A 24,319-nucleotide genomic window follows, 5' to 3' on the forward strand; every position below is an offset into this window, starting at 1 on the left:
CGGTATTAAGGCATTTGCCATTTAGCACAATAGTTGTTCCAAAATCACCTCGTAGCAGAGGGCGAGTTGCTCAAGGTCATCGATGTTCACACATTCATTTACTTTATGAATGGTGGCATTAACCGGCCCTAATTCCAGTACTTTGGCACCCGTGGGTGCAATAAAGCGACCGTCAGATGTACCCCCCGTGGTTTGTGGATCGGTATCGTAGCCCGTGACCTGACGAATCGCATGACGGGTCGCATCCAGCAGTGGGCCTTCCCCAGTTAGGAAAGGTCGGCCATTGAATATCCATGCGATATCATAATCCAATTCATGGGCTTTGAGCATCGCTTCGACACGCTCAATTAACATCTCAGCGGTCACTTCGGTGGAGTAACGAAAGTTAAACATCACTTCCAGTGAGCCAGGGATCACATTGGATGCGCCCGTACCGCCATTGATATTGGCAATTTGCATGCTGGTGGGCGGGAAGAACTCGTTGCCGTTATCCCAATGGGTTTTACTGAGCTCAGCTAAGAAGGGGGCTGCTGTATGAATCGGGTTGAGTGCAAGGTGCGGGTAAGCAACATGCCCTTGAATACCTTTGACAGTCAAATTGGCAGTTAAGCTGCCGCGGCGACCGTTTTTCACTACATCACCGAGTTTCAGGGTCGATGAAGGCTCGCCCACTAACGCCCACGTGATTTTTTCATTGCGCGCCTCTAAGGTGTCAATTACACGTGTCGTACCGTTAATGAACGGACCTTCTTCATCGCTGGTGATGAGGAAGGCAATAGAACCAGGATGATTTGGGTGTTTGGCCACAAAACGCTCGGTGGCGATAACCATTGACGCCAATGAGCCCTTCATATCCGCAGCGCCGCGACCATAGAGATAACCATCGATGATAGTCGGCTCAAATGGTGGAGTATGCCAGCGACTGATATCGCCAGCAGGGACCACATCGGTATGACCGGCAAAACAAAATACGGGACCATCGTTGCCACGGCGAGCCCACATATTTGTGGTGTCTTCAAATACCATGGGTTCGATGTTAAAACCGATGGCAGATAAGCGCTCGGCCATCAGGGTTTGGCAACCTTCATCTAAGGGCGTGACCGAGGGACGGGCAATCAGCTCCTTGGTCAATTCGGTTACGGGGTACTGCTCGTTTGTATTGTCGTGGGTCATAGTGCGAAGACCTTTTTATAATCTGCTTCTTTAAAGCCAACGAGCACTTGCTCGCCAACGACCAATACTGGGCGTTTAATAAGGGTAGGGTGAGCTAACATCAGGGCAATGGCTTTAGCTTCATCGATATCAGTTTTATCGGCATCAGAAAGCTCACGAAAACTGGTGCTGCGTTTGTTAAATACGGTTTCCCAGCCTAGGGTGCTGCACCAAGTGGTGAGCTCGGCTGCTGCTAAGCCATCTTCTCTAAAGTCGTGGAAGGCCACGGGTAATTGGTGTTGCTCTAGCCATTTACGGGCTTTACGCACTGTATCGCAGTTTTTAATGCCAAATAGGGTCAAGGTGATGCTCCTGATGAAAGGCGTTAGGGCACGCTTTGATTTTGCTCGCATTGTGGCATTGTGAAGTGATTGTCTCAAGAAGAATGGAAGAAATATTGAGAGTAGATTTAAATCTTGGAGAAACAAAAAGCCGAAGCAATTTGCTTCGGCTTTTAAAATTCAGATTTAATTTACCCTTAAATTAGAAGGTCATTTCAACTGACATATAGTATTCGCGGCCTACGTCATTGTAGTAGGAACGTGAATAGTGTGGCCAGCTGTTGTATGTCCAGTCCACTTCTGGGCCTTCATTGAATAAGTTATTCACCCCGCCTGATAGTTTAACTCCATCGGTTAAAATGTAACTTGCTGCAAGGTTAACTTCTGTATGGCTCTTCACAGTAACTGGATAATCTTCGTTGTAACCCTTCTCAATGAAGTAATCCATGTTATATCCATTCATACCATCAATATACTTGATTAGGATATTGCTACTAAAGTCATTATACGCCCACCCCAAGTTTAGATTTGCACGCAGTTGTGGTGCAGAATCTTCGCCATCAATCAAATCAAGAGTTTCTGAATCAGGCGTCAGTTGCTCATCCCATTTCAACATGTAAGAGCCTTCGAAACGCGCACTTAATTCACCATAGTTAGTCAGTTCGTAGCGATAACCTACAGAGAAGTCGATACCTGAGGTTTCTCTAGAGGCCATGTTTATCGCCTGAGTGTTAACTAATAATAACTTTCCATTTGCATCGCGGAAGACTTTATCAGCATAGGCATCTTCGTGGTCGAGGATATATTGAGCAGAAGGGCTGCTGACTATGTTGCTGATATCAACAATCCAGTAATCCATAGTGACGTTGAAGTTATTGTAGTCCCAAACAAAACCGAGGTTATAGTTTTTGCCTGTCTCAGCATCCAGCTCCATGTTTGAGCCAACGGTAATATCTAAAGATTCAATTTTCTCATAATTGTTTTGAGGATCGAGTACGGTAGAATACGCAGATGTTGGGTCACCAAACAAACGTTGCATATCTGGTGCACGGAAGGTTTCGGCGTACAAGGCACGTAGCAGTAGATTTTCTACTGGTCGATATTCGACAGCCACTTGCGGACTGAATTGGCCACCCACATCGGATTCGTCATCATAGTAGTCATAACGACCTGCTAGGGTAACAGTTAAATCATCGATAACAGGAACGGCCAGTTCGGTGTAGCCAGAGTATTGCTCTCTTTCACCCGCTGCACTGCTACCACCTTTACCGATGACTTTACCAGCGGATGACATGCTATCAGAACGGTCGTAAAACCACTCTTTGCCGTATTCAATACCTGCAGCGTACGCTACTGCACCAGCAGGTAATTCAAAGGCTTCGCCATTGATACCTGCGTTGAAGGTAGAAAGTGTCGATTGACCGTCTTTAGATAGTTGATAGTCAATTAATTCAGCATCTTCTGCACTGATAATATCCAGTAAGGATTTCCCATCTGTGCCTGAAGTGAGATAATCAAACATACTTTGATACGTAGGGAAGCCTGTACCCAGAGTCGTGACTTTTTGACGAGCAATAGCCCAAGACGTATCATATTCAATTTCTTCAGTTAAAGCGCCTTTTGCACCAATAACGAAAGAAAAGTTGTCGGTAGTGAAATCTGTTGCGCGAGGACCCAGTTCTGACATACGGCGCGTGTAGTAGTAATCACCATCCTCTGCATCGGCAAAGTCACCACCAAATGCCGTTGCCTTATTATAAGTGAGAGAAGTGCCGAGGTCTGCACTGCTAATGGTTACATTATCACCAGCTACATTAAACATGTAATCAGTGCCTACCGTTGATGATTCAATCTCTGTATAGGTGGATGCATGGGTATAGTCGATACGCGAATACAGTTGATGATTGTCGTTTAATTCTTTTGTCAGATTGACCATGGTTGAATAACGCGTTTGCTCGGGTGAGAAATCACGTTGCTTAGAGCGGTCAAAACCACATCTCCCACCTGATAATATTTCGTAACCGCGTGATTGACAGTCGTCTTCACTAATACTCTTAAAGAGCTTATTGCCGGTAAATAGGTTTGCTCCATAACTACTAAATGTGGCATATGGATGACCTTCAACTGGGATATCGGTACCCCAATCTCTATCGGTGCCTTTTAGGGCTTCACGGTCTTCGTACTCAGCAAAGAATGTTAGGTTAGCAGTATTGCTGCTGACACCTGTCATAAAGGAGAACTGATTAGTTTGTAATCCGCCATCATCGGTATCTGATATTCGATATTTAAAGGTCGTTTGTTCAACGTCCTTCTTCAGAATGAAGTTAATTACACCGCCCATAGCATCAGAGCCGTAAATAGCTGAAGCGCCTGATGTTAAAATTTCGATACGGTCAATTGCGCCTAATGGGATATTTGCAGTGTCTACAAAGCTGCTTGTACCACCCGCCCCAAAAGGATATTTAGGTACGCGTTTACCGTTGATAAGCGTTAACACGCGACCTGCGCCAACGCCTCGTAAATTGACCGAAGAAGCTGCAGGCGTAAAACCGTGTACTTCTTGCTGCGTCATTGAACCTCCAGCATTTTGTGATAAGTTGCCTAGTACATCTTGTACTGAGTTAAAACCACCTTTTTCAATGTCTGCAGCACTGACTACAACGATAGGTGCGGCGTTTTCCATATCTGTGCGTTTAATACGTGAACCAGTTACCTCAATACGTTCTACTTTTTCTTCATTAGCTGCTGATTGTTCAGCGGCTACTACAAATGGAGTTACTGATGCTGATGCTAAGGCTAACAAGCCAAAGCGAACCGCTTTTGCTACGGTTGATTGCGTTGTCATTATCTTCATTCCCATATATTTATTATTAATAGCTTTGGTGAGATTCAAATAAATAATCCTATCCAAGCGGCTTGAATTTATCATTAAATAAAAATATGACAATAGAGTTTAATGTTAAAATTGTTGTATTAATGTTTGTTTTTTTGGGTGTGACATTTCATTTAAATACTCATCTGTTGAATTGGCGAGGTTCTTAGTGAGTAATTACGCAATTGAAATATACAATTTTGCAACAACTGGGGCGTAAAAATAATGAATATTCAATTAAGAATATTCATTATTTGATGTTAATGAATTAAATGTTTAAATTTTACCCAATAGCCTTTCTGTAAAAATTTACGAATTAAATTGAATGATTATTGAACATTTTAGTCGATTATAGTCAGTTAGAGAATATCACCAAAACAAAATTATAGATTTTACTTGTAAAGTTATTTAATTAACCTGATATGGTTAAAAATATGGTTTCACTGATACTTTATGCTAAATACACGTCATAATATTTTTGCGTGTATATAAATGAAAATTTATCAAACATGGCATGAATCTTAACAACAGCGAACAGGTATATGTGTGGTGCGAAGCGTTTGAAGTGCAGACTGAATATTCTGAAGTCATTATGGTTATAATGATTACCATAATGACTGGCTGCAAGTACTTGCGTTATATTTGTATATTGGCGCCTTAACACGCTGGAATGTTCGATTTATTACATTTGAACAGTAAAGATCACATCTTTACCAGCTTCGACACTGCCCTGCGCCTTGTCGAGGTATTTCACATCTTCCATATTCGCCAGCACGACAGGAGTAAGTAAGCTGTCTACTTGGTCTTTAAGGTATTCAATATCAAAGGATAAAATGGGATCGCCCACTTTAACCTGTTGTCCTTCTTCGGCAAGGCGGCTAAAGCCATTACCCCGCAGTTCGACTGTGCCTACGCCAAAGTGCACGAACAGTTCTAAACCTTGGGGGGACTCAATGCTAAAGGCGTGATTAGTTTCGAAAATCTTTCCAATGGTCCCATCGATTGGTGCCACGATAGTATCGCCTTTTGGGGCGATTGCGATGCCATCACCGACAATCTTTTCAGCAAATACCACATCGGGGACTTTTTCAATCGCGACAATTTCCCCGTTGACAGGAGCGTAAATCTTGACCCCACCGGTTAAATTGGGCTGTCCTGAGACGAGTCGCCTAATTCGGCTTAAAAAACCCATATTCTATTGCCCCTTTCGCATATTATATTTTGTCATTAGCGCGTAAACCCAGCATAACCAATAAGTTCTAGGATTTATAGCTTGTTATGCATTGCTGCAGTGCCGAAATGCGATCTAGCTTCAATGCTTTTTCTGCTAAAGCCTTGAACGATGCCATTTGCCCCTGACAGATCGTCGCTTTGACCTCAAGTAACGCATTTAAATTCACGCTCAGTTCATCTAGCCCCATCCCTAACAGCAGCGGCACCGTATGCGGCGCACTGCCAAGTTCGCCGCAAAGAGAGACTTTAACCCCAAACCCTTGGCATTGGCTTATCGTCATCTTAATCAGCTGTAGTATGGCGGGGGATAGCGAGGGATAATCCCGCGTCAGTTTGGGATTGGTTCTATCCGCGGCCATCGCGTATTGGGTTAAATCATTTGTACCAATACTGACAAAATCGAGTTTTGGCAACATGGCGCTAAGATTGAGCACTGCCGCAGGGGTTTCGACGACGATGCCATAACTCAATTCGCCATAGCCCTTTTCTTCATCCTCGAGGGCATCCTTACATTCGCCGATGAGTTTGAACACCTCATCAAGCTCCTCTACCTGATTTACCATAGGGAACATTAAACGGATGGGTCCATGGTTGGCCGCCCTTAAAATGGCCCTTAGCTGCGTCTTAAACAATTCGGGATTGGCGAGCGTATAGCGTAATCCCCTCAGCCCGAGTGCGGGGTTGTCTTCCGGTTCTTGGCTAAGACAGGGGAGTTCTTTATCGGCGCCAATATCCAAGGTACGTATGGTAAAGGTTTTACCGCCAAGGGCATGCAGTGCTTCACAGTACAGATTGTACTGCGCCTTTTCATCGGGCAGGGTGCTGGTGTGCATCAGCATAAATTCAGTACGAAAGAGCCCGATACCATCGGCGCCTGCCTCGCTCACATGGGTAATATCGTTAAGATTACCGACATTGGCCAGCAGTTTAATGGGATGGCCATCTTGGGTTTGGGTCTCAACTTCCCTAAAAGCCTGAAGGGCAACTCGTCTTGCGCGTTCCTGCTCTAAAGTGTGATTTAACGCATTTTGCTGCTCGCTATTCGGGTCGATATGCAATTGACCCGTTAGGGCATCGAGTACAAGGGGGGTGCCGTTTGGGATGATCTGCGCATCGAATTGACAGCTGAGGAGCGCCGGTATCCCCGCGCTTCTGGCTAAAATCGCGGTGTGGCTGGTCAGTCCGCCAGTTTTAAGTACAATGCCGCTGATCTGTTCTTTTGGCAGCAGGGCAAATTCGGCGGGGGTGAGATCCTGTGCTAATAAAATCGTGGGTTCATTAAGGTTCTCTAAGCTTTGTTGTAAATGCCCTTGAATCGCACTGACTAAGCGATGCCCCAAGCAGCGTACATCCTGGGCGCGATTAGCAAGGTATGGATCATCTAAAGCTTCAAGTTCGTTGGCTTGGTGAGCAAAAATGCGCTCCACCGCAACACTTGCAGATAATTGTAAGGTGCCGATGGCATCCTTAATTTGTTCACTTAAGTCTTCATCTTCCAGTAGCAGTAAATCCGCCTCGATAAGCTGATAATTTTCACTCTCTGGTGCAAGGTTTGCCTGGCTTAGGCTTAATTGTTGCTGCAGGTTTTGCAGGGCCTTATCGAATTGGCGTTGTTGCTCTGGGATCCGAGAAAGGGCAATAGGACGATAGTCGAGGTGTGTTTCGCTATGGTTTAAGTGCAATGCCTTTCCAAAGGCAATTCCCGATGACACTATGATCCCAGTGATCGACATATTGATTCCTATCAACGATGTATCGCAACAAATTAACTCAGGGTGATCAGCAGTTCGGATACCCTGTTGACGGCGAGTTCTGCCTGCTCACCTTCGGCAAACACCCTGACGGTAACGCCATGGTAAAGGCCAAGTGTTTGCAGTTTGAACAGGCTTTTCGCGCTGGCCTGCTTACCATTACATTCGACTAACACATCGCAATCAAAGGTCTTTGCCTCTTTTACTAATAAAGCGGCAGGGCGGGTATGAATACCATGTTTTGCGGTGATAGTGACAGACTTTTCGTACATACTGGCTTGACTCATAAGCAAATTAGTTCGCATCACTCGATTCAATAATCTGGTAACCTGCTTTTTTTAGGGCGGCAATGGCGTTAGTGAGGCGATTTTTTTTAACGAGAATATAGTCGGTATCGAAGGTTGATAGCGCAAATATACTGATCTGGACATCGGCTAAAGTGCCTGAGACTTTTGAAAGGATCCCCGTCATTGAAAAACCCAAAGGACCTAATACTTCCAAACAACACCAATCGGTTTCCTGTTCCAGACTGTCTAATTCAACTTCGCTCGAGATGACTAAAGTTAATCCTTCTTCGGTTTTACCAATAAAATACACTTCTTCAGCAAAGACTTGGCTCGGAAGCTCGGCATTTGGGCTGAAACTATGAATAGTATACTGCCGTGAATGAACGGCTAAGGTCATGCGCATTGGCGCTCCTTAATCGGCAATAACGTATTTGTCGGATTGCACCATACCTTATAGCATGAATCGACGGTCGGTGGGATGATTTACCCATTCTGTGGCGAGGTCTTTTTCAAACCAAGAATGGCTTAAATACGCTCATCGCCATCCTTTTTGGCGAAACCGTGCTTAGGTCTGAGGCTAGACTTTGAACTGGCCTAGTGTGCTGGCTAGATCTTGGCTTATTGCTCGAAGAGACTGCGCCGCATGCTGATTAGTTTCATTCGAATTTACCGCTACTTGCGTAAGCTCCGAAATAGTGCAGATATTACGGTTAATTTCTTCCGTCACTAAGCTTTGCTCCTCAGTAGCGCTGGCCAGTTGGGTGTTCATATCACTGATATGGGCAATCAGCTCGAGAATCGTCGCCATCGCTGTGCCTGCTTCATGGGCTTTTGCCTGTAACTGAGCCGATTGAGTTTGCGTGGCCGCGTTACTCGTCATTACCGATTCTACGCCTGATTGAATATCACTAATGATGGTTTGAATTTCATTGGTTGAGTCTTGGGTGCGATTAGCTAGGGCACGCACTTCATCTGCTACTACCGCAAAACCACGGCCATGGCTGCCAGCCCGAGCCGCTTCAATAGCGGCATTGAGAGCCAGCAGATTGGTTTGATCGGCGATATTACGGATCACATCTAAGATGCTGCCGATTTGCGTCGATGCTTTTCCCAGATTTTGGGTGATCAGTTCTGACGCTCTCAGTTCCTGAACCAGCTTTTCGGTATTTTCGACCGTGTTATCAATCACAGCCTGACTTTGTTGTGCCTGCTGTTTAACACTTGTCGCCGCATCGGCCGCTTGCTGGGTATTCCGGGCCATTTCATGGGTAGTCGAAAGCATTTGGGTGACAGCGGTGGCAACACTACCCGTTTCTCGGTGAATGTGTTCTGCACTGCGGTTTGATTCTTCAACGGAATGCATTAATTGTTTAGCATCAGTATCTAAGGTATGGCCAAGGGGCTGAAGGTGCCCAATCATATCGCCAATTTTTTGTGCGAACAGGTTAAACGCGACGGCGAGGTGAGCAATTTCATCTTTACCCTTGGGATTGAGCCGTTGGCTTAAATCACCCTCACCTTGGGCAATGTCTTTAAGGGCGTCAATGGCATCATTTAACGGCGCGGTAATAGAGCGATTAAGTACCAAAAAGAAGACGAAAATCGGCACGGAGATAAGCAACATTATAATAAGGTAATCGATGATAACCTCTTTAAGCCCTTGCTTTACATCGCTTAAATAGGCACCCGTTAGAATCGTCCAACCCCATTGAGGGTAATAGTGTGCCTCCGCTAATTTATCATCCATTTCGTGGGTCATTGGATTTGAGATGGGATATTGTAGCTGGGTTTTACCTGCTTGACGTGCAAGTGGCAGCATGGTGGCCAGTGGATTGCTGCCATTGGGAAGCTTAAAGGACAGGGCAGAAGTCCCAATTAAATCCTGGCGTTCACCGTAGGCAAGGATTTGGTTATTGTCGTCAATCAACACAAAATAACCGATACCCGCATAGCGCAGTTGATTAATCATCTCGGCAGCTGCAGTTTTGGCTTCCTGTTCACTGTATTTTCCCTTGATGACATCCTGCTGATACACATTGAGTAAACTCATTACGCTGCCCAGTTGTCCATCAATTTGAAGCCATTTTTGATCGATAAGATGGTGATATTGTTCTTTGATGGAGAAACTGGCAAAGCAAACAGTACCGATGGCGGCTAACAGCAACATCATCATGAGGCGTTGCAGGATGGTTAATTGGCGCAATAAGGGGATCATAATCTTCCTTAGCAGGGAATTTTGCGCATCACTATAACCCAGCAAATGAATTTAAGAGAATTGCAAACGGTTAAATCTTATGTTCAGAGGTTAACAATATTTCAGATATTTGATCTTGAGCAGAAAATACAGCCCAACAACCCAAAATGCGTATCCTAAGCGACTAAAATGTGGATTGGTCTATCCTTACTACCCCCTGTCGAACGGTGGTTTGTAGTCGCAATAAACATGGGTGAACAAGAAGATGCTAATCAATTGTTTTATTTGATTTAATGCCTTTTATTGCGCAAGATAAGTTTAACAACAGCTTCGGGAGTGCAATATGTCAACAAATACGATCGTAAGCTCCGATGATATTTTATTGAAGTTATGCCATTCGGTATCCCACGTGCTATCAAACACGACTGGGAGCCTAGTGAGTCACGCAGGCATGGTACAGAGCATTAGTCGCACTCGCCTAAAACCTGACTTAGGTTGCTTCTCGATTTTTGATGGTGGTTTTTCAGGATTGGTAGTGATTAATTTCTCCTCCGAGGCCGCCATCGAGCTCTATCGGCGCTATATGTTGAGCATGGGCATGCCCGAGGCGGAGTTGGCGTTTTCACATACGTCCGATGAGGTCGGAAATGTGATGGGTGAGTTGATGAACCAAATTCTTGGGGACTTTATTAATAAGGTATCCAAGGAGTTGCAGACCTCAATCAGCCAAAGCCAACCAAAAATGTTAACCATCAATAAGGAAATTACCATTTCCATCGATGCCAATCTCGATGACGCAGTTGCCAGAAGAGTCTCATTCAAAACAGAAAATAACCATGTGTTTTACTTAGAATTTGCCATGGATAAAACCGAATTTATTAAACTTGATGAGTTTGAATTTGATGAGGAGTTTGATCCTGATAGTTTGCTCGAGCTCCATGGTGTGAGCACACAGTCTGCGGCAAGCGGGTATTCAATAAAGCCACAGACAGATGGCAAACCCTGTGTGACAAATGGCATGACAAATTTGGATGCAGATGATTTACTCGATGAATTGGGTATTTAACGGAAAAATGAAGGTATGGTTGTTGTGACTTAATCAGCATCCCTTGGGGGGACATTTTGAACGTTTCTTAATGGAGCGAGCTGTTCCCCAAGGAAGGTTGTAACTCAACTTACAGTTTAATTAAGTTTGACCAGCGAACGGGCTCAAGCTGCGTGTATACAAGGCGTTATAACTGTTTTAGTATCGCCCCAAATGATAAATATGGTGACCTCAACTATGGCATCGAAAGCGACCTCGATTGATATTGCTTATCGTGCTGGTGTATCCCAGTCAACGGTTTCACGGGCATTACGTAACAGTCCATTGGTGAATTTAGAGACCCGGCAACGTATTCAAGCCATCGCCAAGGAGCTCAACTATAAGGTTGATAAAAACGCCAGTAACTTAAGGACTCAAAACAGTCATACCTTGGCGCTGCTTTTGTGTGAAGATCCCACTAATGATGACTCACTTATTAACCCCTTCTTCCTGTCGATGCTGGGGTCTATTACGCGGGCAACGGCGCAGCAGGGTTATGATTTATTAGTGTCTTTTCAGCAGTTATCCAGTGATTGGCATGCCGATTACGAGGACAGTAATAAGGCCGACGGTATTATTTTGCTCGGTTATGGCGACTATATGGATTACGAGCAAAAGCTGGAAAAGTTATTGGAGCAAAACACCCATTTTGTGATCTGGGGAGCCGAGCATAACCATAAGTCGGTTTTGTCTATCGGTTGCGATAATCACCAAGGTGGCTTAATCGCAACAGAACATTTGATATCCCTTGGACGTAAATCCTTCGCCTTTCTTGGTGACGCCTCGAGTCATAGCCCTGAATTTCGCGATCGCTACCTAGGCCATGTCAAAGCACTGGAAACCGCCCAGCTTGAGGTAAACAATTTTAGGCAGGTTGATGCGATTAGCACCGAAAGCTCAGGCTACGATGCGGCGATGACCCTGATTGAGCGAGCCGTGACATTCGATGCAATTTTTGCAGCGAGCGATTTGATTGCCATTGGGGCAATTCGAGCACTAAAAGAGAAGGGGATAAGCGTACCTGAACAAGTCGCGGTAGTGGGGTATGATGATATCCCTGTCGCCAGTTTTGCTAATCCACCGCTCACGACGATTAAGCAAAATACTCGCCTAGCGGGAGAGATTTTGGTGGAAAGTGTACTGAAGTTGATTCGCGGTCAGTCAGTGAGTCCGCAGCTCATCCCGACTACCTTAGTGGTTCGCAGCTCTTGCGGCATCGATAATCCACTTAGCCTATAGTCCTTGTAATGCCCGATGAGCCGATACATGTCGGCCCATCGTTCACCCTACGCTATCCGTATTATGCTTAAGGCTTAATTCTGTGCTTCCCTTGTGTTAGCCCCTTGCATATTGGCGCAAAAAACGACCCACTTCCGTCTTATTCTTAGTCGCAATTCTTTGCATCAGACTAAATGGCGGGTTCTCAATGCCATACTCGATCTTAAGTTCATCAAGCATGCTTAGCCATAAATGGGCGGTCATCTGTGCATCGGCCAGAGCCCTATGAAAGGTGCCATCATTGGGCAAGCCTTTGTATTTGACCAGCGTGCCTAATTGATGATTCGCCGCACCTTGATAGAGACGCCGTGCAACCAATAAGGAACAACTGAATTGTCCAGAATACTCATGACCAAAGTGGGCGAATTCTGCCTCTAAAAAACGTCTATCAAAGGCGGCGTTATGGGCAACTAAATGGTGACACCCCATAAATTCGGCAAAGCTTTGCATCACCTCCTTACAGGGAGGTGCATCCTTAAGCATCTGGTTATTGATGCCAGTGTAATCTTCGATAAAGCTACTAATCCTAAAACCTGGATTCATTAACTGTGAAAACCGCTTGGTAATCACGCCATTTTCGATGAGCACTGCACCTATCTCGATGGCACGATCGCCCTGATTGGGGGACAGTCCTGACGTTTCAAAGTCCAGTACTACAACCGTGTGGGCTGGGCTATGGGCAGGGGATTTTAGAGAGGCAATTTGGGGCATAGGCTCGATGTGGTGAATAAATATTTGTGATAGTAGCTCAAAATTTTAATCGATAATCAACTCTGTGGTTGTTGGTGTGATTGTTAAATCAAAAATTTTGATAATAGATTTTTAATTGTTATTAAGTTTGAATTGTATTAGATATTGAGGTATTGGGAGGGGATTTAAATTTTTTCTTTAAAAATCAGATGTAAATCGAGTTGTGTGAACGTGAGTCGGGCATTTGATTGCGATAAAATGGTTTTTATCGCAATCAACATCAGCTTAGGGGCGTAATTGCTCAACCATGGCGACAAATTGATTCACACCATTACCTACATCGGCTAAGCCTGCGGCGACATGGTTGATACTGTCTTCCCCATGTAGGGCAACATTAGTGATTGAGCCGAGTTGCTCGTCAATATCTTTAATTAAATCGGTATTTTGCTGCACAACCGCCGCGATTTCGCTGGTGGCACTGGCGGTGCGAGAAGCCAGTTTTCGCACTTCATCGGCCACTACGGCAAAACCTCGACCTAAATCGCCCGCCCGTGCGGCTTCGATAGCAGCATTGAGGGCAAGTAGGTTCGTCTGCTCGGCAATCCCGCGTATGGTAATAACGATATCATTAATGTTTTTCGACTGAACCAGCAACTCGCCGCCAATTTCCGAGGCATTTTTAACTTGCTCTGCAATTTGATGGGAAGTACAGACTGCTTCGTTAAGTACTTGCACTGCATTAGTGGTGATCTGTGAGGTTTGCTCAGATGTGGCAGCCGCCATGTCCACGGCCTGTAGGGCGGTATTAACGCGATAGGAGATATCGGAGGCAAACTTAACGATTTTATACACTTTGTTCGATGAATCGAGGATAGGGTTATAGGTCGCCTCTAACCAAATAACATTGTTATTGGAATCTAGCCGTTTAAAGCGCCCGGTAAAATGCTCGCCATTAGCTAAACGTTTCCAAAAATCGGGTTTGGTGCGATAAAATTCGTTATCACAGAATATCTTATGGTGTTTTCCTCTAATTTCATCTAGCCGGTAATGCATAATGTCGAGGAAGTTTTTGTTTGCGGTAATCACAGTACCATCGGGTTCAAATTCAATCACAGCTTGGGAAGTGTCTAGGGCATCAAGTATGGCATTCTTTGCCATTAGTTCTACCTGCGCTTGAGTGACATCATTGGCAATTTTGATGATTTTGATAACATCCCCATGGCCATTTTTGACGGGAAAATAACTGGCTTCGAGATAAACCGGGGAACGGTCTTTTTTAAGCCTCATAAAAGTGCCTTTGAAGGCTTTTCCTAAGGCTAAATCCTGCCAAAATTGTTGATATTCTAAGCTGTTACTGTAGTGGTTAGGGCAAAACATCCTGTGATGTTTACCCAGGATTTCCGCTTCTTGGTAGCCAACAACATCCAAAAATAACGGATTGACCTCCAGAATTTTTCCATCGGGTGAGAAGCAAATATAGGCTGTGTAGGCACGGATAGCCTCGAGTTCGTGATCACTATTCTGGCGTTGATTGGGTGATGATTGAGCTGTTTCATCCGTGTTTTTCGATTTGGATTTCCACCAAAACATAATGTCATTCCTATATAAATTAATATGTTACTTTAATAGAAAACATCATTACGGCTTTGTGTTGTCTACCTAAGAAAGGGGCGACATAACCCCTCTAATTCTTATACCTTAAATAAACATATAGCAGTCGCTAAGGTTTATCCATCTGATAGATATTAATAATTTCATCCACCAAGCATAAGCTATGAGTTTTGTCGACTCATCGTGGTTGAGTACTGGCATGATTTTACCTCAATGCACGCAATCGGCTGCGTCATTGAGCTCATCTGGTTCATCCGTCATTGGCTAACTAGCACCAAAGGCGCGTGGCGAGCCCCGATGCTCTCTGGGTTGCCTGACTGCTTGCACGTTCAAATACCTCCTGGGTGCCCAAACAGGTGAAATGTGCTTTAGCGCGGGTGATGGCGGTATACACTAACTCCTTGGTTAATAGCTGCCATTGAACTGGACTTGGCATTGGTGGCAATACTAAGGCAACGCGGCTAAATTCACTTCCCTGACTCTTGTGTACTGTCATGGCATAACAGGTTTCGTGACTGGGCAATCGTGCGGGAAGCACTTTTAGTAAGCTACCATCTGCCTTAATAAAGTGTGCCATCAAGCGCTCTGGTTTTTCTTGATCCTGTAAAATTAAGCCGATATCGCCGTTAAAGAGGCCCAAGTTATAGTCGTTACTCTGGATAATGATGGGCCGCCCTAAATAAAATTCCTGTAAGGGATTGATGAGTTTTGACGCGGCCAGCGCCTTTGTCACATGGGCATTTACCCCTTCAACGCCGTAGTCGCCAGTGCGCGTAGCGCAGAGGATCCTGTATTGATTAAAGCTGGCAATGATTTCGCTCGGTGTAGGCAGAGGACCATTGTGCAAAAGGCTCTGTTGTAATTGACTGAGGTAGCTACCGTACTGTTGGCAAGCTTGTTCAAGTAAAGCGCTAAAACCGCTATTGTCGGCTAACTCGGTAAAGCTAGATTGGGTTTGGCCATGGGTGCGGCTATGTTCAAGCCATTTGAGTTCGGCAAGACCTTGCTGCCATACCTGTAAAATTCCTGCTAAGTCAGAGCGATTAACGGCATTTGCCAGTATGCCAATTCCCGCATCCCCCTTGAAGCGGTGACTGTGGGTCAGCATACACAGACTGTCGCCTATCTGCGGTTCGATATCCTGGTATTGATCTAAGTTAAAGCCTGTTAGGGCGGATAAATGAATGACCTGCTCAGGGCTATAACGCATCTGCCAAAAACTGCCATGGTTGGCATCCGTCACCTTAAGGCCGGCGCAAATGTCGGCGAGAACTGCGCCTGCTTCAACCGATGCAAGCTGATCCTGATCCCCAAGGAGAATAATGCCAGCTTCCTCTGGTAGGGCGCTGAGTAGCTTGTGCATCATAGGTAAATCAACCATTGAGGCTTCATCCACAATCAGCAGATTGAGCCTTAAGGGATTGTCCTTGTTGTGCCTAAAATGTGGCGAGTTGGGGATGACGCCCAGCAATCGGTGCAGGGTCGAGGCTTCCTCAGGCACCTTTGCGAGTGCTTCTAGCAGCACGGTTCTATTTTCTGGTGTGAATTCGGCGATATGGCGAGTCTTCAGCTCATCGGCCAAGCGCACCTTAGTGGCTTTAATGGATTCGCTGAGCCGCGCCGCGGCTTTACCCGTTGGCGCCACGAGGCGAATCGTGTAGGTGGTCATTGTCTGCGACAATAACAGCAGCTTAGTCACTGTGGTAGTTTTGCCCGTGCCTGGCCCCCCTGTTATAACGGAGAGCTTACGACCAAGGGCTGTTGCGGTCGCGACCTTCTGCCAATCAATGGTTTGGTTGGGATTGGCGGGAAACAGTCCTGCCAACAATCGTTGAATATAGGCTCTGTCATCGGGGTGAATGGTTTTGGTTTGTTTGGACAACGCACGCAGTTTATCGGCCACCTCGGTCTCAAAATGGTGGTAACGCTCAAGGTACAGTCTGCCGTTATCTAGGATCAGTGGCTTGTTGCTGCCCGCTATGCCAACGGCATCAAAGGTTAATATTTTCTCCTGCAGCTCACTCAATCCTAGGGTGATCTTGCAGTGGCTCTGGGTTTCTGCCATGGGATTAAGCGGCACAATATGCTCGAGTACCAAACAAGTGTGCTGGGCAGAAAGCTGCTGACTGAGGAGTGCGCACAGCAAAATAAACAGGGGATCCTGACCATCCTCAAGATGGATGGCTGCCATTTCGAGGGCAAAATGCCTGTCTAGGGCGGTGATAATTCGCTGCTGCTCCCAATGTTTTAACAGTTCGGTCAGCGGCTGTCTCAGTTGCAAAGATCCTAAATCCTGCCAATTAGCGGCAGTTAACGCGTGTTGATTAAGGCCAAGGGTTGAACGCATCATGCCAAGGCTCCTCGTTGTTCGATGATGTCTGACTCTTGAAAGAGAGCATCAAGTGCTAAAATAAGTGCCTTTGGCGGCTTATCATAGTACACACCAGAACCCTGGAACTGCGCCGACATTCCCCGCAAAAATAAGTAATAACAGCCGCCAATATGGGCGTCATAGTCGTAGTGATTAAGCCTTAGGCTTAAATAGCGGTGCAGTGCAAGCGTGTAAAGAATGTATTGCAGATCGTAGTGATGATCGCCTATCGCCGTCTTTAATGCGATGTGGCTATAGGCGGTAACGTTGTCGCCAAGGTGGTTAGACTTATAGTCGGCAATATAAAACTTCCCCTTATATTCAAAAGTTAAGTCGATAAAACCCTTAAGCATGCCCTTGAGTTCTTCGAAATTAAGCGCAGCGTTATAGCCATGTTGCTGTAATAGCTGGTTGAGCTGCTGATCCTTAAGGCGACTGAGCGGCAGGTAAAACTCCATCTCAACCAAGGTTTGGCTTGGGGCTAATTTTGCAAGGCAAAGGTCGGCATTGACACTGTCGTCCGCGGCAAACGGCGTCCTTAATACATCGAGATACCAATCTTGAAGTACTTCCAGCCATTCCTCGCCAATACCGTATTGCAGCATCGCCTTAGGTAAGGCTGCAGGGAGCTCAGTTTCTGCGTTGGTAAAATCAATGAGTTCCAGCACTAAGTGCATAAAGCTACCCGCATTGGCGCCGCGCTCGAAATTAAAGCGATTGAGCGCAGGTGTGATAGAAAGATCAGTTTCTATTTGGGGCTCAACAAACTCACCTAGGCTTTGGAAGCCGACCTCAACGCCAAAGGCTTCAATCCCTTCATCGTCGGCGCCGGGTGCGGCTTTGCCATGGCCAGCGTTTTTAATCAGCCCAGAATAACTGCCGACTCGCCAGGGTGTGGTGTATTTGCGGCTAACCACTTTAGCACCAAGTGCCGCGTGCTCAGACGCTGCGCTTGGCAATTTAGTGTCAATTGCGTGGATATCAATCTCGCTTAGGCTAATTGCATCCACCCCGTTAATGAGGGATTGTGCGGCGTTGGCTAATCTGGAAAAATCACAATCCTTATCATCGATGCCAAGCAAATAGCCGATGGCGGTCTCGTGGATAAAACTTTTAATGCCATCCTTGAGTTGACGGCTGTGGTTAGCAATATAGAGGTAACACACATACACGGGGCGGGTTAGCGCCACATAGAGCAGGCGAAGATCCTCGGCGAGGATCTCTGCCTTCGCCAGTTCATAGCCTTCATTAGTGCCTTCAATATCCCAAACTAATTGTTGACTGCCATCGTCAGTCGTTCGGTGATACAGCATAGGCGTTGGCTTACGACTGCTGTCCCGTGCAAGGCTGACAAAGGGGATAAAACAAACGGGATATTCAAGCCCTTTACTCTTATGGATGGTGACGATTTGCACCAGATTTTGCTCACTCTCGACGCGAAGCTGCTGCTCGTCACTGCTGTTACCGTCAATCAGTTGCTGCTCAAACCAATTGAGTAGGGCATTGATGCCATCGAGTTCGGTGGCTTTTTGTTGTAGCAATTCGGCAAGGTGACGAAAATCCGTTAAGCGGCGTTCACCGCTGTTTTCGTTATCGCAGAAAAGTGCGGGGTCATCATAGGTTAAACTTGCGGGCGCCGTGGGCTTTAACAGGCGCTCAATCATCTGGGTTTGCTGGGCAAGGCTTAAGAGTGCGGGCATGATGCCGCGTCGAAGCCAGGTTTGGTTAAGTTCAAAAAATTGCTCGAGTAACCCTTGTCTGCGTTCTTCATCCTGATTGAAGGCATGAATATCTTCGGCGTTAAAGCCAAGGAGTGACGTGGCGAGGGCACTTCGCAGGGCGCGCTCATCCTTAGGATGAGCCAGAGCACGGAGGATCAGCGCCATCTCCTGTGCCTCTAGGGTATTGAATACACTGTCACGGCTTAAAAATACTGCGCCTATGCCTCGCTTGCTTAAGGCTGCCTTCATAATGGCCGCTTCATTGCGATCGCGGACTAGAATAGCAATGTCCTTGGCTTTAAGTGGTCCTTTTGGGGTAAAGCACTCGCCATTGGCCGCCTCAGTCAACAGACGCGTGATTTCACTCGCCGCATCCTGTGCCAGTTGTTGGCGCGCCGTGGTCTTGTTCAGGCCACTCTCACCTTCACTTAACAGCTTTAACCTTAGCGCCGAGTTGTCGCCGCTTGCTTCAACGAGGCACTTATTCGCGGCACTTGGCGGCGTGTTAACCCGATCGAAGGGAATGGCCTGACTGATAAAAGGATTTGGATGCTGGGCAAATAGATGATTCACCCCAGCCACTAAATTCGCATTGGAGCGATAGTTAGTATCGAGGAAATAGTGCTCCTCGGTTTCCTTACGGGCTTCGATATAGGTATAAATATCGGCACCACGAAAGGCATAAATGGCCTGCTTGGGATCGCCAATCATCAGTAAGCTGAGTTTAGTCTTAGGATCGCTCACTTCATCGAGTTGATGTTTGCTCTGATAAATCGTTGAAAAAATGTCAAACTGCAGTGGATCCGTATCCTGAAACTCATCGATGAGCGCCACGGGGAAACGCTTGGCTACCGCGCTTGGCAAGGTGGCGGCATTTTGAGTTAAGGCGGTGGCGAGCGTGGTCAGCAGATCGTCGGGCGTAAGCACATTCTGTTGCTGTTTTTGCTCGGCAAAACGGCGGCTTATGCCCACTTTGGCACTGTATAAAAAGGCGGGCTCAATATCCTCGATAAGGAGGGCGAGTTGCTCCATATGATCCAGCAGCGGTGCTTCCTGCGCGCTAGGGATAACGCCACCCTTATTGAGTTTAAGTTGCGATAAAGACAGTTTTTTGAGTACTTCAACGGGGGGCAGACCGAACCCGAATGAATACCAGTTATCAAGCGCATCAAACATGGCGGCAAGTTTAGGAAAATTGTCGCTTGCTTTACCAAAGGTCACGCCATTTAACGGCAGGTCGTGGAGTAACGCGAGTAGGCCGTCACGGCCACGGGGCCAGGCGAGTTTAAAGCGCTCTAAACTTTGGCTTAACGATTCGGCGAGCTTTTCAAACGCCGGCACGGGCTTTAAGGGCTTGGCGGTACTTGCGCCAATCAGCGGGCGCAATTTCTTCACCACACCATCGGGCTCACCAAAGGCTTTAGCAACAATCTGGGCTAAAAAACCCGGTAAGGGATAACAGGTCTCACGCCAAAAATCCCGCACCGCATGGTGCAAAAATTCGCTGTCATCTAAGGTAAAGTCTGACTCAAATAGCAGTGATGACTCAAAGGCAAGATCCGATAAAATTCGCTGACAGAAGCCATGAATGGTGAAAATGGCCGCCTCATCGAGGGATTTTAGCGCTAAATCGAAGCGGCGCAGGGCAATGCCGCGCTCAGACTCAGGGGTGTTATCAAATAGCGCTTGAACAAAGGGATCGTCGATTTGCAGGCCTAAAAAGCATTGGTAGGCGAGCTGAATACGTTTACGAATTCTGTCCCTGAGTTCCTCTGTGGCGGCATTGGTAAAGGTGACCACTAGGATTTGTTCGCAGGTAAGCGGCGCGCTTAAGCCATCACCGAGGAGTAAACGTAAATAAAGCCCTGAAATAGTATAGGTTTTACCCGTACCCGCACTGGCCTCAATCAAGCGACTGCCGCCAAAGGGCAAGGTCAACGGATTGAGCGGTTGTGCACTGATGTCTTTGTTGTTTGCAGTACTCATGCCGATACTCCTTTGCCGCCATTCACATCACTTAAGGCTTGTATCTCATCGGTCGAAGGCGTGTGAGCGGTACTATTGAGCACAAAATTCCCCAGTGCATCGAGTTTATCCTGGTGTAGCAGGCTTACCATTGGCTGATAAATCCGCTCTGCAATATGTCCAAAGCTCGCTTCAGTAAAGTCTTCTGGAAAGCGGAATAACCGTTGGTAATGGGGTTCTAGGCCTTCACCTTTTTCACCCTGTTCATCTAACCATTCGGTTTTGGCTTCTAATAAGCGTTCAAGATGCTCACCTTCGGCCTGAATGTAGGCAAGGGCGGTTCGCGGCATAAAACACAGGGGCGAGTGTTGTCCCTGATAAAACAGCAAAAATAATTCGGTTAACAGCTTGTGGGCTTCTTTGGGGGCAATCGGAGCCAAGGCATGGAATGAGCGCATATCCAGCAAATAACTGGTTTGGCTATAGCCTGTTGCCATTAAGCACAAGTGGCGCAGGTATAGGGCAAGAATATCCCTGCCGTGTGCCGTGCCGGGGCGATAACTGACCAGTCCCTTAGCCGAGATATCATCGATTCGCCCCTCAAGACAGATACGTTTGGCTGGCGCGCTATCATCTAGATTTAAGGTAAAGTTCAAACAGATATTGGCATCGAATGTGTCCTGTTCACCGCGGAGAAACAAGGTCCGCTCTATCATGGGCGCAACATCTTTTGCGTAACCTCGAAGCAGCAAATCATCGAAGGGGGGCATAGGTAAACTGCCACTGGCTTTTAAGCGCTGCACTAACTCGACACTGGGTTCGTTGGTGTTTCTGTCGAGCGCATCTTCGATGAGTTCGGCCTGCAATTGATAGCGCTGTAATCCATCGAGACTGAAGGGCTCGTCGTTATCGTCGGCTTGAATATTAAGTTTTAAATCAACCTTTAAAGTGCGATTGAAAAAATACTGCGCCGGATTGCGAAAGAAGCGAATGAAGGCGGAGAGGTCGATGAACTCATCGCAGTTGGCGTCAAAGTCGCTGTCAGCTTGGCTAGCCTCCAAGACAATCTTACTGCCGGGGGTGATAAAGCGGCTCTTAATCTGCGAGTCAGAGCTGATTTGCAATGTCGGCGGGCACCACTGGGTGGAATAACTTTGTTTAACGCCTAAGTCGTTTGGATGGCCATCGGTTAGAGCCGCTACTTGATACAGTTTAGCGTCGAAGGGCTGCAGCGGCTGATGGCGCAAGATACGAGCCAGTAGCGCTTCTTTCGCTTGTTCATTATTAACATTGGGAAGCTGCGCTTCTAGGGATTCAGGTAGATAACATAGCTGACAATATTCAATCAGTTCTGAGACTAACATGGATGCGATACGCTCGGAGTTATCCCGCTCGCTGCGGCCTATAAAGCTGATGTAAAGCTGCTGGCGCGCCGACAGCAACGCTTCTAAGAAAAGGTATCTGTCATCGAGGCGGCGTGAGCGATCGCCCTTACGGGCACCAAAGTGCGCCATTAAATCAAAACCCACTGGATGTTGAACCCTTGGGTATACGCCATCGTTCATTCCCAGTAAACAGACGACTTTGAAGGGAATAGAACGCATTGGCATTAGGGTGCAAAAGTTCACACTGCCGGCGAGATAGCGTTGACCTACTCGGGATTCCGTTAAGCGTTGATTAAACCATTGGGAAAGCACATCGATACTGATTTCGAGCCCATTGTTTTCTAAGCTATTGCGCTTAAGATCAAGGTTTGTAAGGTGTTGCTCCACCTCGGACGCTATGGGGGGCAGGGATTGCGCTTTGGCCGCAGATAACAGCTCCTCTTCGAGTTTTACGATGGCCTCACGAATTTCCTGGATTTGCTCGCGCTCTTCTTCATCACTCTCAAAAAAGGCATCGAGTAGCGCGGTTAACTCGGCTAAACGCACCTGACTGTTTTGCCGAGTTTGCAGGCGCTTGGCGGTCTCATCGAGCACCTCAATAAAATTCAGCAACTTGCCTAGCGCCTGCGCCGATTGCCCCTCAATCCCCGCGACCACTAATTGGTCATGGTACAGCGGCGCGTCATCGCGCATGGCATAACCCAATATCAGTCGTTTAATCCCATAGGCCCAGGAGTTCTGACTAAAGGCAGGTAAACCTTGTTTCTCACGACTGTGCTCATCGCGGCCCCAACGCACCCCCGCATCGTCGAGCCAGCGGCGGATCAGCCCAAACTCATCATCGTTTAAACGAAAGCGTCTGAGCACGGCCGGCACTTCGAGAATACTTAAGATGTCGGTCAGACCAAAGCGGCTCTGATTAATCTTGAGCAGATTTAAAAAGCTGTTAATGAGCGGAGATTCCTGCGCGGCGCCGCGGTCGGCAATCGCATAGGGTAAAAAGTTAAGTCCTTGCTTTGCTGAAAATACCGCATCGATATAGGGCGCATAGGCGGCCACATCGGGCATCATCACTACAATATCCTTTACCGTGAGCGAGCTGTGTCTATCGAGTAAATCCAGCAGGTGATCGTGCAGAGTTTCGACTTCACGTAGTGGGCTGTGGCAACTGTTGATTTGGATGGACTCATCGGTTGCTTTTAGGATGCGGCGATGACTGACGTCTTGGTATAATTCGGCGTCGGGACCCAGTACCCGATCCAATGTTTGCATCTCGAGGATATCGTACTGCACTCCTTGGAGCATGCTGGCATTGCTGTGAGCATCGTTGGGATCGGCACAGGGAGCAAGGTAAACATCATCACCAAAGTCACAATGTTCTTCAGGGAGTTCGAGCAACATGTCTAAGAGTTCGCGGCCCATCTTGCCGTTATTGGCAAGCAGGGGATTACCAACCTCGAGTTTATCTTCCCATTGCTCCGCTAATTGGCGCTTGCCTGCGTATTGCAAAGCCATCCGCGCCCGATGACGTGGGTCAATAATATCGCCCCAATAGTGCTGACAGGGACTCAAGCTCAGAATAATCACATCGATGCGCCCAGCAAGTTGATGCAACACATCGATGGTTTGCGGCGCCATGGATGAAATCCCAAACACAAACAGCCGTTTAGGCAGTTTACTTATCGAAGTGTGTGGATTTTTCAGGGCGTCAATCAAATCACGATGAAGATTCGCCCTGTGGTAGCGGCTTTGGCCTAATTCAGTCGCGTTAAATTCAATCAATGCCCGCCAAAGGATGGGTTGCCATTGCTGATCATTATTCAGCTGAGGCGCGTTGTCGGTATCTTGTGCTTCCCAGGCTGCAATCCAATCGGGGCGGTAAACTAAATATTGGTCGAAAATGTCGGCAATGCGTCCGCAGAGCTGATACAGCTTTACATCATCTTGATCGTTTACGGGGTGTGACTCGTGTTGATTTGGCGTTTTCGAGTCAAGGGTATCCAGGTTAAGGTAATGCCTTAATGGACCGAAGGCGTCGTGCGCTAACAACCTTGGCAGTAATTGCATCAGCTTCCAAGTCATTGACGGCTTAGTAAAGGCGTTTTCCTTGGGGACATTGGGCAGTAATTGGTGGCAGAGTTGCCAAATAAAGCTTGAGGGCAGAGGAAACTCAAGCGCCGCCGCAATGCCATTTTGCTGTGCAATTTCAAGGCGTAACCAGGTCGACATGCCGGGACTCTGAACCAGAATATGTTCGCTCTGTAAGATACTGGCGTGGGGTAAGGGCGTGCGCAAAAAGGCCGCTAGGTGGGCGCAGAGCACTTCCATCTGATTTGACTGGATCAACTTAAGCATATTCGACTCTTGATGTTAGGCATGCAAAG

The 24,319-nt window shown here is 46.9% G+C and carries 15 protein-coding genes and 1 pseudogene; 2 read left to right on the forward strand and 14 right to left on the reverse strand.

What is annotated here, in order from left to right; genetic code table 11:
* Positions 1-21: 21 nt before the first annotated feature.
* From dapE to K0H61_RS08270, 8 genes are all read right to left on the reverse strand, one after another.
* Positions 22-1,173 carry a succinyl-diaminopimelate desuccinylase gene (dapE, locus tag K0H61_RS08235; protein WP_220052198.1) on the reverse strand — a complete coding sequence of 384 codons (1,152 nt, stop codon included), beginning with the start codon at positions 1,171-1,173 and terminating at the stop codon, positions 22-24.
* Positions 1,170-1,514 carry an ArsC family reductase gene (locus K0H61_RS08240; protein WP_220052199.1) on the reverse strand — a complete coding sequence of 115 codons (345 nt, stop codon included), beginning with the start codon at positions 1,512-1,514 and terminating at the stop codon, positions 1,170-1,172. The genes dapE and K0H61_RS08240 overlap by 4 nt, the downstream gene beginning before the upstream one ends.
* Before the next feature lie 181 nt (positions 1,515-1,695).
* The gene (locus K0H61_RS08245; RefSeq protein WP_258406032.1) at positions 1,696-4,386 is read right to left on the reverse strand and encodes a TonB-dependent receptor; all 2,691 of its coding nucleotides are present in this window, start codon (positions 4,384-4,386) and stop codon (positions 1,696-1,698) included.
* A 661-nt stretch (positions 4,387-5,047) separates the two neighbouring features.
* Entirely contained in the window at positions 5,048-5,557 is a 510-nt protein-coding gene (crr, locus tag K0H61_RS08250; RefSeq protein WP_220052200.1) for a PTS glucose transporter subunit IIA, read from the reverse strand.
* A gap of 67 nt (positions 5,558-5,624) precedes the next feature.
* Positions 5,625-7,331 carry a phosphoenolpyruvate--protein phosphotransferase gene (gene ptsP / locus K0H61_RS08255; protein WP_220052201.1) on the reverse strand — a complete coding sequence of 569 codons (1,707 nt, stop codon included), beginning with the start codon at positions 7,329-7,331 and terminating at the stop codon, positions 5,625-5,627.
* A 32-nt stretch (positions 7,332-7,363) separates the two neighbouring features.
* Positions 7,364-7,621 carry an HPr family phosphocarrier protein gene (locus K0H61_RS08260; RefSeq protein ID WP_220052586.1) on the reverse strand — a complete coding sequence of 86 codons (258 nt, stop codon included), beginning with the start codon at positions 7,619-7,621 and terminating at the stop codon, positions 7,364-7,366.
* A 22-nt stretch (positions 7,622-7,643) separates the two neighbouring features.
* A complete protein-coding gene (locus K0H61_RS08265) occupies positions 7,644-8,039 on the reverse strand; it encodes an ACT domain-containing protein (protein WP_220052202.1) in 396 nt (131 codons plus the stop codon).
* A 174-nt stretch (positions 8,040-8,213) separates the two neighbouring features.
* The gene (locus tag K0H61_RS08270; protein ID WP_220052203.1) at positions 8,214-9,851 is read right to left on the reverse strand and encodes a methyl-accepting chemotaxis protein; all 1,638 of its coding nucleotides are present in this window, start codon (positions 9,849-9,851) and stop codon (positions 8,214-8,216) included.
* 322 nt (positions 9,852-10,173) lie between these two features.
* On the opposite strand from K0H61_RS08270, the gene K0H61_RS08275 reads away from it, so the two are divergent.
* Positions 10,174-10,896, forward strand: a complete 723-nt coding sequence (locus K0H61_RS08275) for a DUF3334 family protein (protein WP_220052204.1) — start codon at positions 10,174-10,176, stop codon at positions 10,894-10,896.
* A 216-nt stretch (positions 10,897-11,112) separates the two neighbouring features.
* Positions 11,113-12,153 carry a LacI family DNA-binding transcriptional regulator gene (locus tag K0H61_RS08280; RefSeq protein WP_220052205.1) on the forward strand — a complete coding sequence of 347 codons (1,041 nt, stop codon included), beginning with the start codon at positions 11,113-11,115 and terminating at the stop codon, positions 12,151-12,153.
* 96 nt (positions 12,154-12,249) lie between these two features.
* On the opposite strand, the gene K0H61_RS08285 is transcribed toward K0H61_RS08280, so the two are convergent.
* The 6 genes and pseudogenes from K0H61_RS08285 to recC form a co-directional block, all read right to left on the reverse strand.
* Positions 12,250-12,903, reverse strand: coding sequence for a 3'-5' exonuclease (locus K0H61_RS08285; protein ID WP_220052206.1), 654 nt, complete (start codon positions 12,901-12,903; stop codon positions 12,250-12,252).
* 264 nt (positions 12,904-13,167) lie between these two features.
* A complete protein-coding gene (locus K0H61_RS17810) occupies positions 13,168-13,665 on the reverse strand; it encodes a methyl-accepting chemotaxis protein (protein ID WP_258406045.1) in 498 nt (165 codons plus the stop codon).
* Between the two features lie 30 nt (positions 13,666-13,695).
* Positions 13,696-14,472, reverse strand: a pseudogene (locus K0H61_RS17815) (PAS domain-containing protein); the annotation flags it as partial.
* Positions 14,473-14,761: 289 nt separating this feature from the next.
* Positions 14,762-16,843: an exodeoxyribonuclease V subunit alpha gene (gene recD / locus K0H61_RS08295; protein ID WP_220052208.1), complete on the reverse strand. Its 2,082-nt coding sequence runs from the start codon at positions 16,841-16,843 to the stop codon at positions 14,762-14,764.
* Entirely contained in the window at positions 16,840-20,571 is a 3,732-nt protein-coding gene (gene recB, locus K0H61_RS08300; RefSeq protein ID WP_220052209.1) for an exodeoxyribonuclease V subunit beta, read from the reverse strand. Before recB ends, recD begins: the two co-directional genes overlap by 4 nt.
* Positions 20,568-24,290, reverse strand: coding sequence for an exodeoxyribonuclease V subunit gamma (gene recC / locus K0H61_RS08305; RefSeq protein WP_220052210.1), 3,723 nt, complete (start codon positions 24,288-24,290; stop codon positions 20,568-20,570). The genes recB and recC overlap by 4 nt, the downstream gene beginning before the upstream one ends.
* Positions 24,291-24,319: the final 29 nt, after the last annotated feature.

Origin of the sequence: Shewanella acanthi, from assembly GCF_019457475.1 — a bacterium.
Lineage (GTDB): Bacteria > Pseudomonadota > Gammaproteobacteria > Enterobacterales > Shewanellaceae > Shewanella > Shewanella acanthi.

Bases quoted from the DNA above. Each gene is read 5' to 3' on its own strand.
- dapE (WP_220052198.1), bottom strand. From the start codon at position 1,173: ATGACCCACGACAATACAAACGAGCAGTACCCCGTAACCGAATTGACC.
- crr (WP_220052200.1), bottom strand. From the start codon at position 5,557: ATGGGTTTTTTAAGCCGAATTAGGCGACTCGTCTCAGGACAGCCCAAT.
- ptsP (WP_220052201.1), bottom strand. From the start codon at position 7,331: ATGTCGATCACTGGGATCATAGTGTCATCGGGAATTGCCTTTGGAAAG.
- K0H61_RS08260 (WP_220052586.1), bottom strand. From the start codon at position 7,621: ATGTACGAAAAGTCTGTCACTATCACCGCAAAACATGGTATTCATACC.
- K0H61_RS08265 (WP_220052202.1), bottom strand. From the start codon at position 8,039: ATGCGCATGACCTTAGCCGTTCATTCACGGCAGTATACTATTCATAGT.
- K0H61_RS08270 (WP_220052203.1), bottom strand. From the start codon at position 9,851: ATGATCCCCTTATTGCGCCAATTAACCATCCTGCAACGCCTCATGATG.
- K0H61_RS08275 (WP_220052204.1), top strand. From the start codon at position 10,174: ATGTCAACAAATACGATCGTAAGCTCCGATGATATTTTATTGAAGTTA.
- K0H61_RS08280 (WP_220052205.1), top strand. From the start codon at position 11,113: ATGGCATCGAAAGCGACCTCGATTGATATTGCTTATCGTGCTGGTGTA.
- K0H61_RS08285 (WP_220052206.1), bottom strand. From the start codon at position 12,903: ATGCCCCAAATTGCCTCTCTAAAATCCCCTGCCCATAGCCCAGCCCAC.
- K0H61_RS17810 (WP_258406045.1), bottom strand. From the start codon at position 13,665: ATGGCGGCTGCCACATCTGAGCAAACCTCACAGATCACCACTAATGCA.
- recD (WP_220052208.1), bottom strand. From the start codon at position 16,843: ATGATGCGTTCAACCCTTGGCCTTAATCAACACGCGTTAACTGCCGCT.
- recB (WP_220052209.1), bottom strand. From the start codon at position 20,571: ATGAGTACTGCAAACAACAAAGACATCAGTGCACAACCGCTCAATCCG.
- recC (WP_220052210.1), bottom strand. From the start codon at position 24,290: ATGCTTAAGTTGATCCAGTCAAATCAGATGGAAGTGCTCTGCGCCCAC.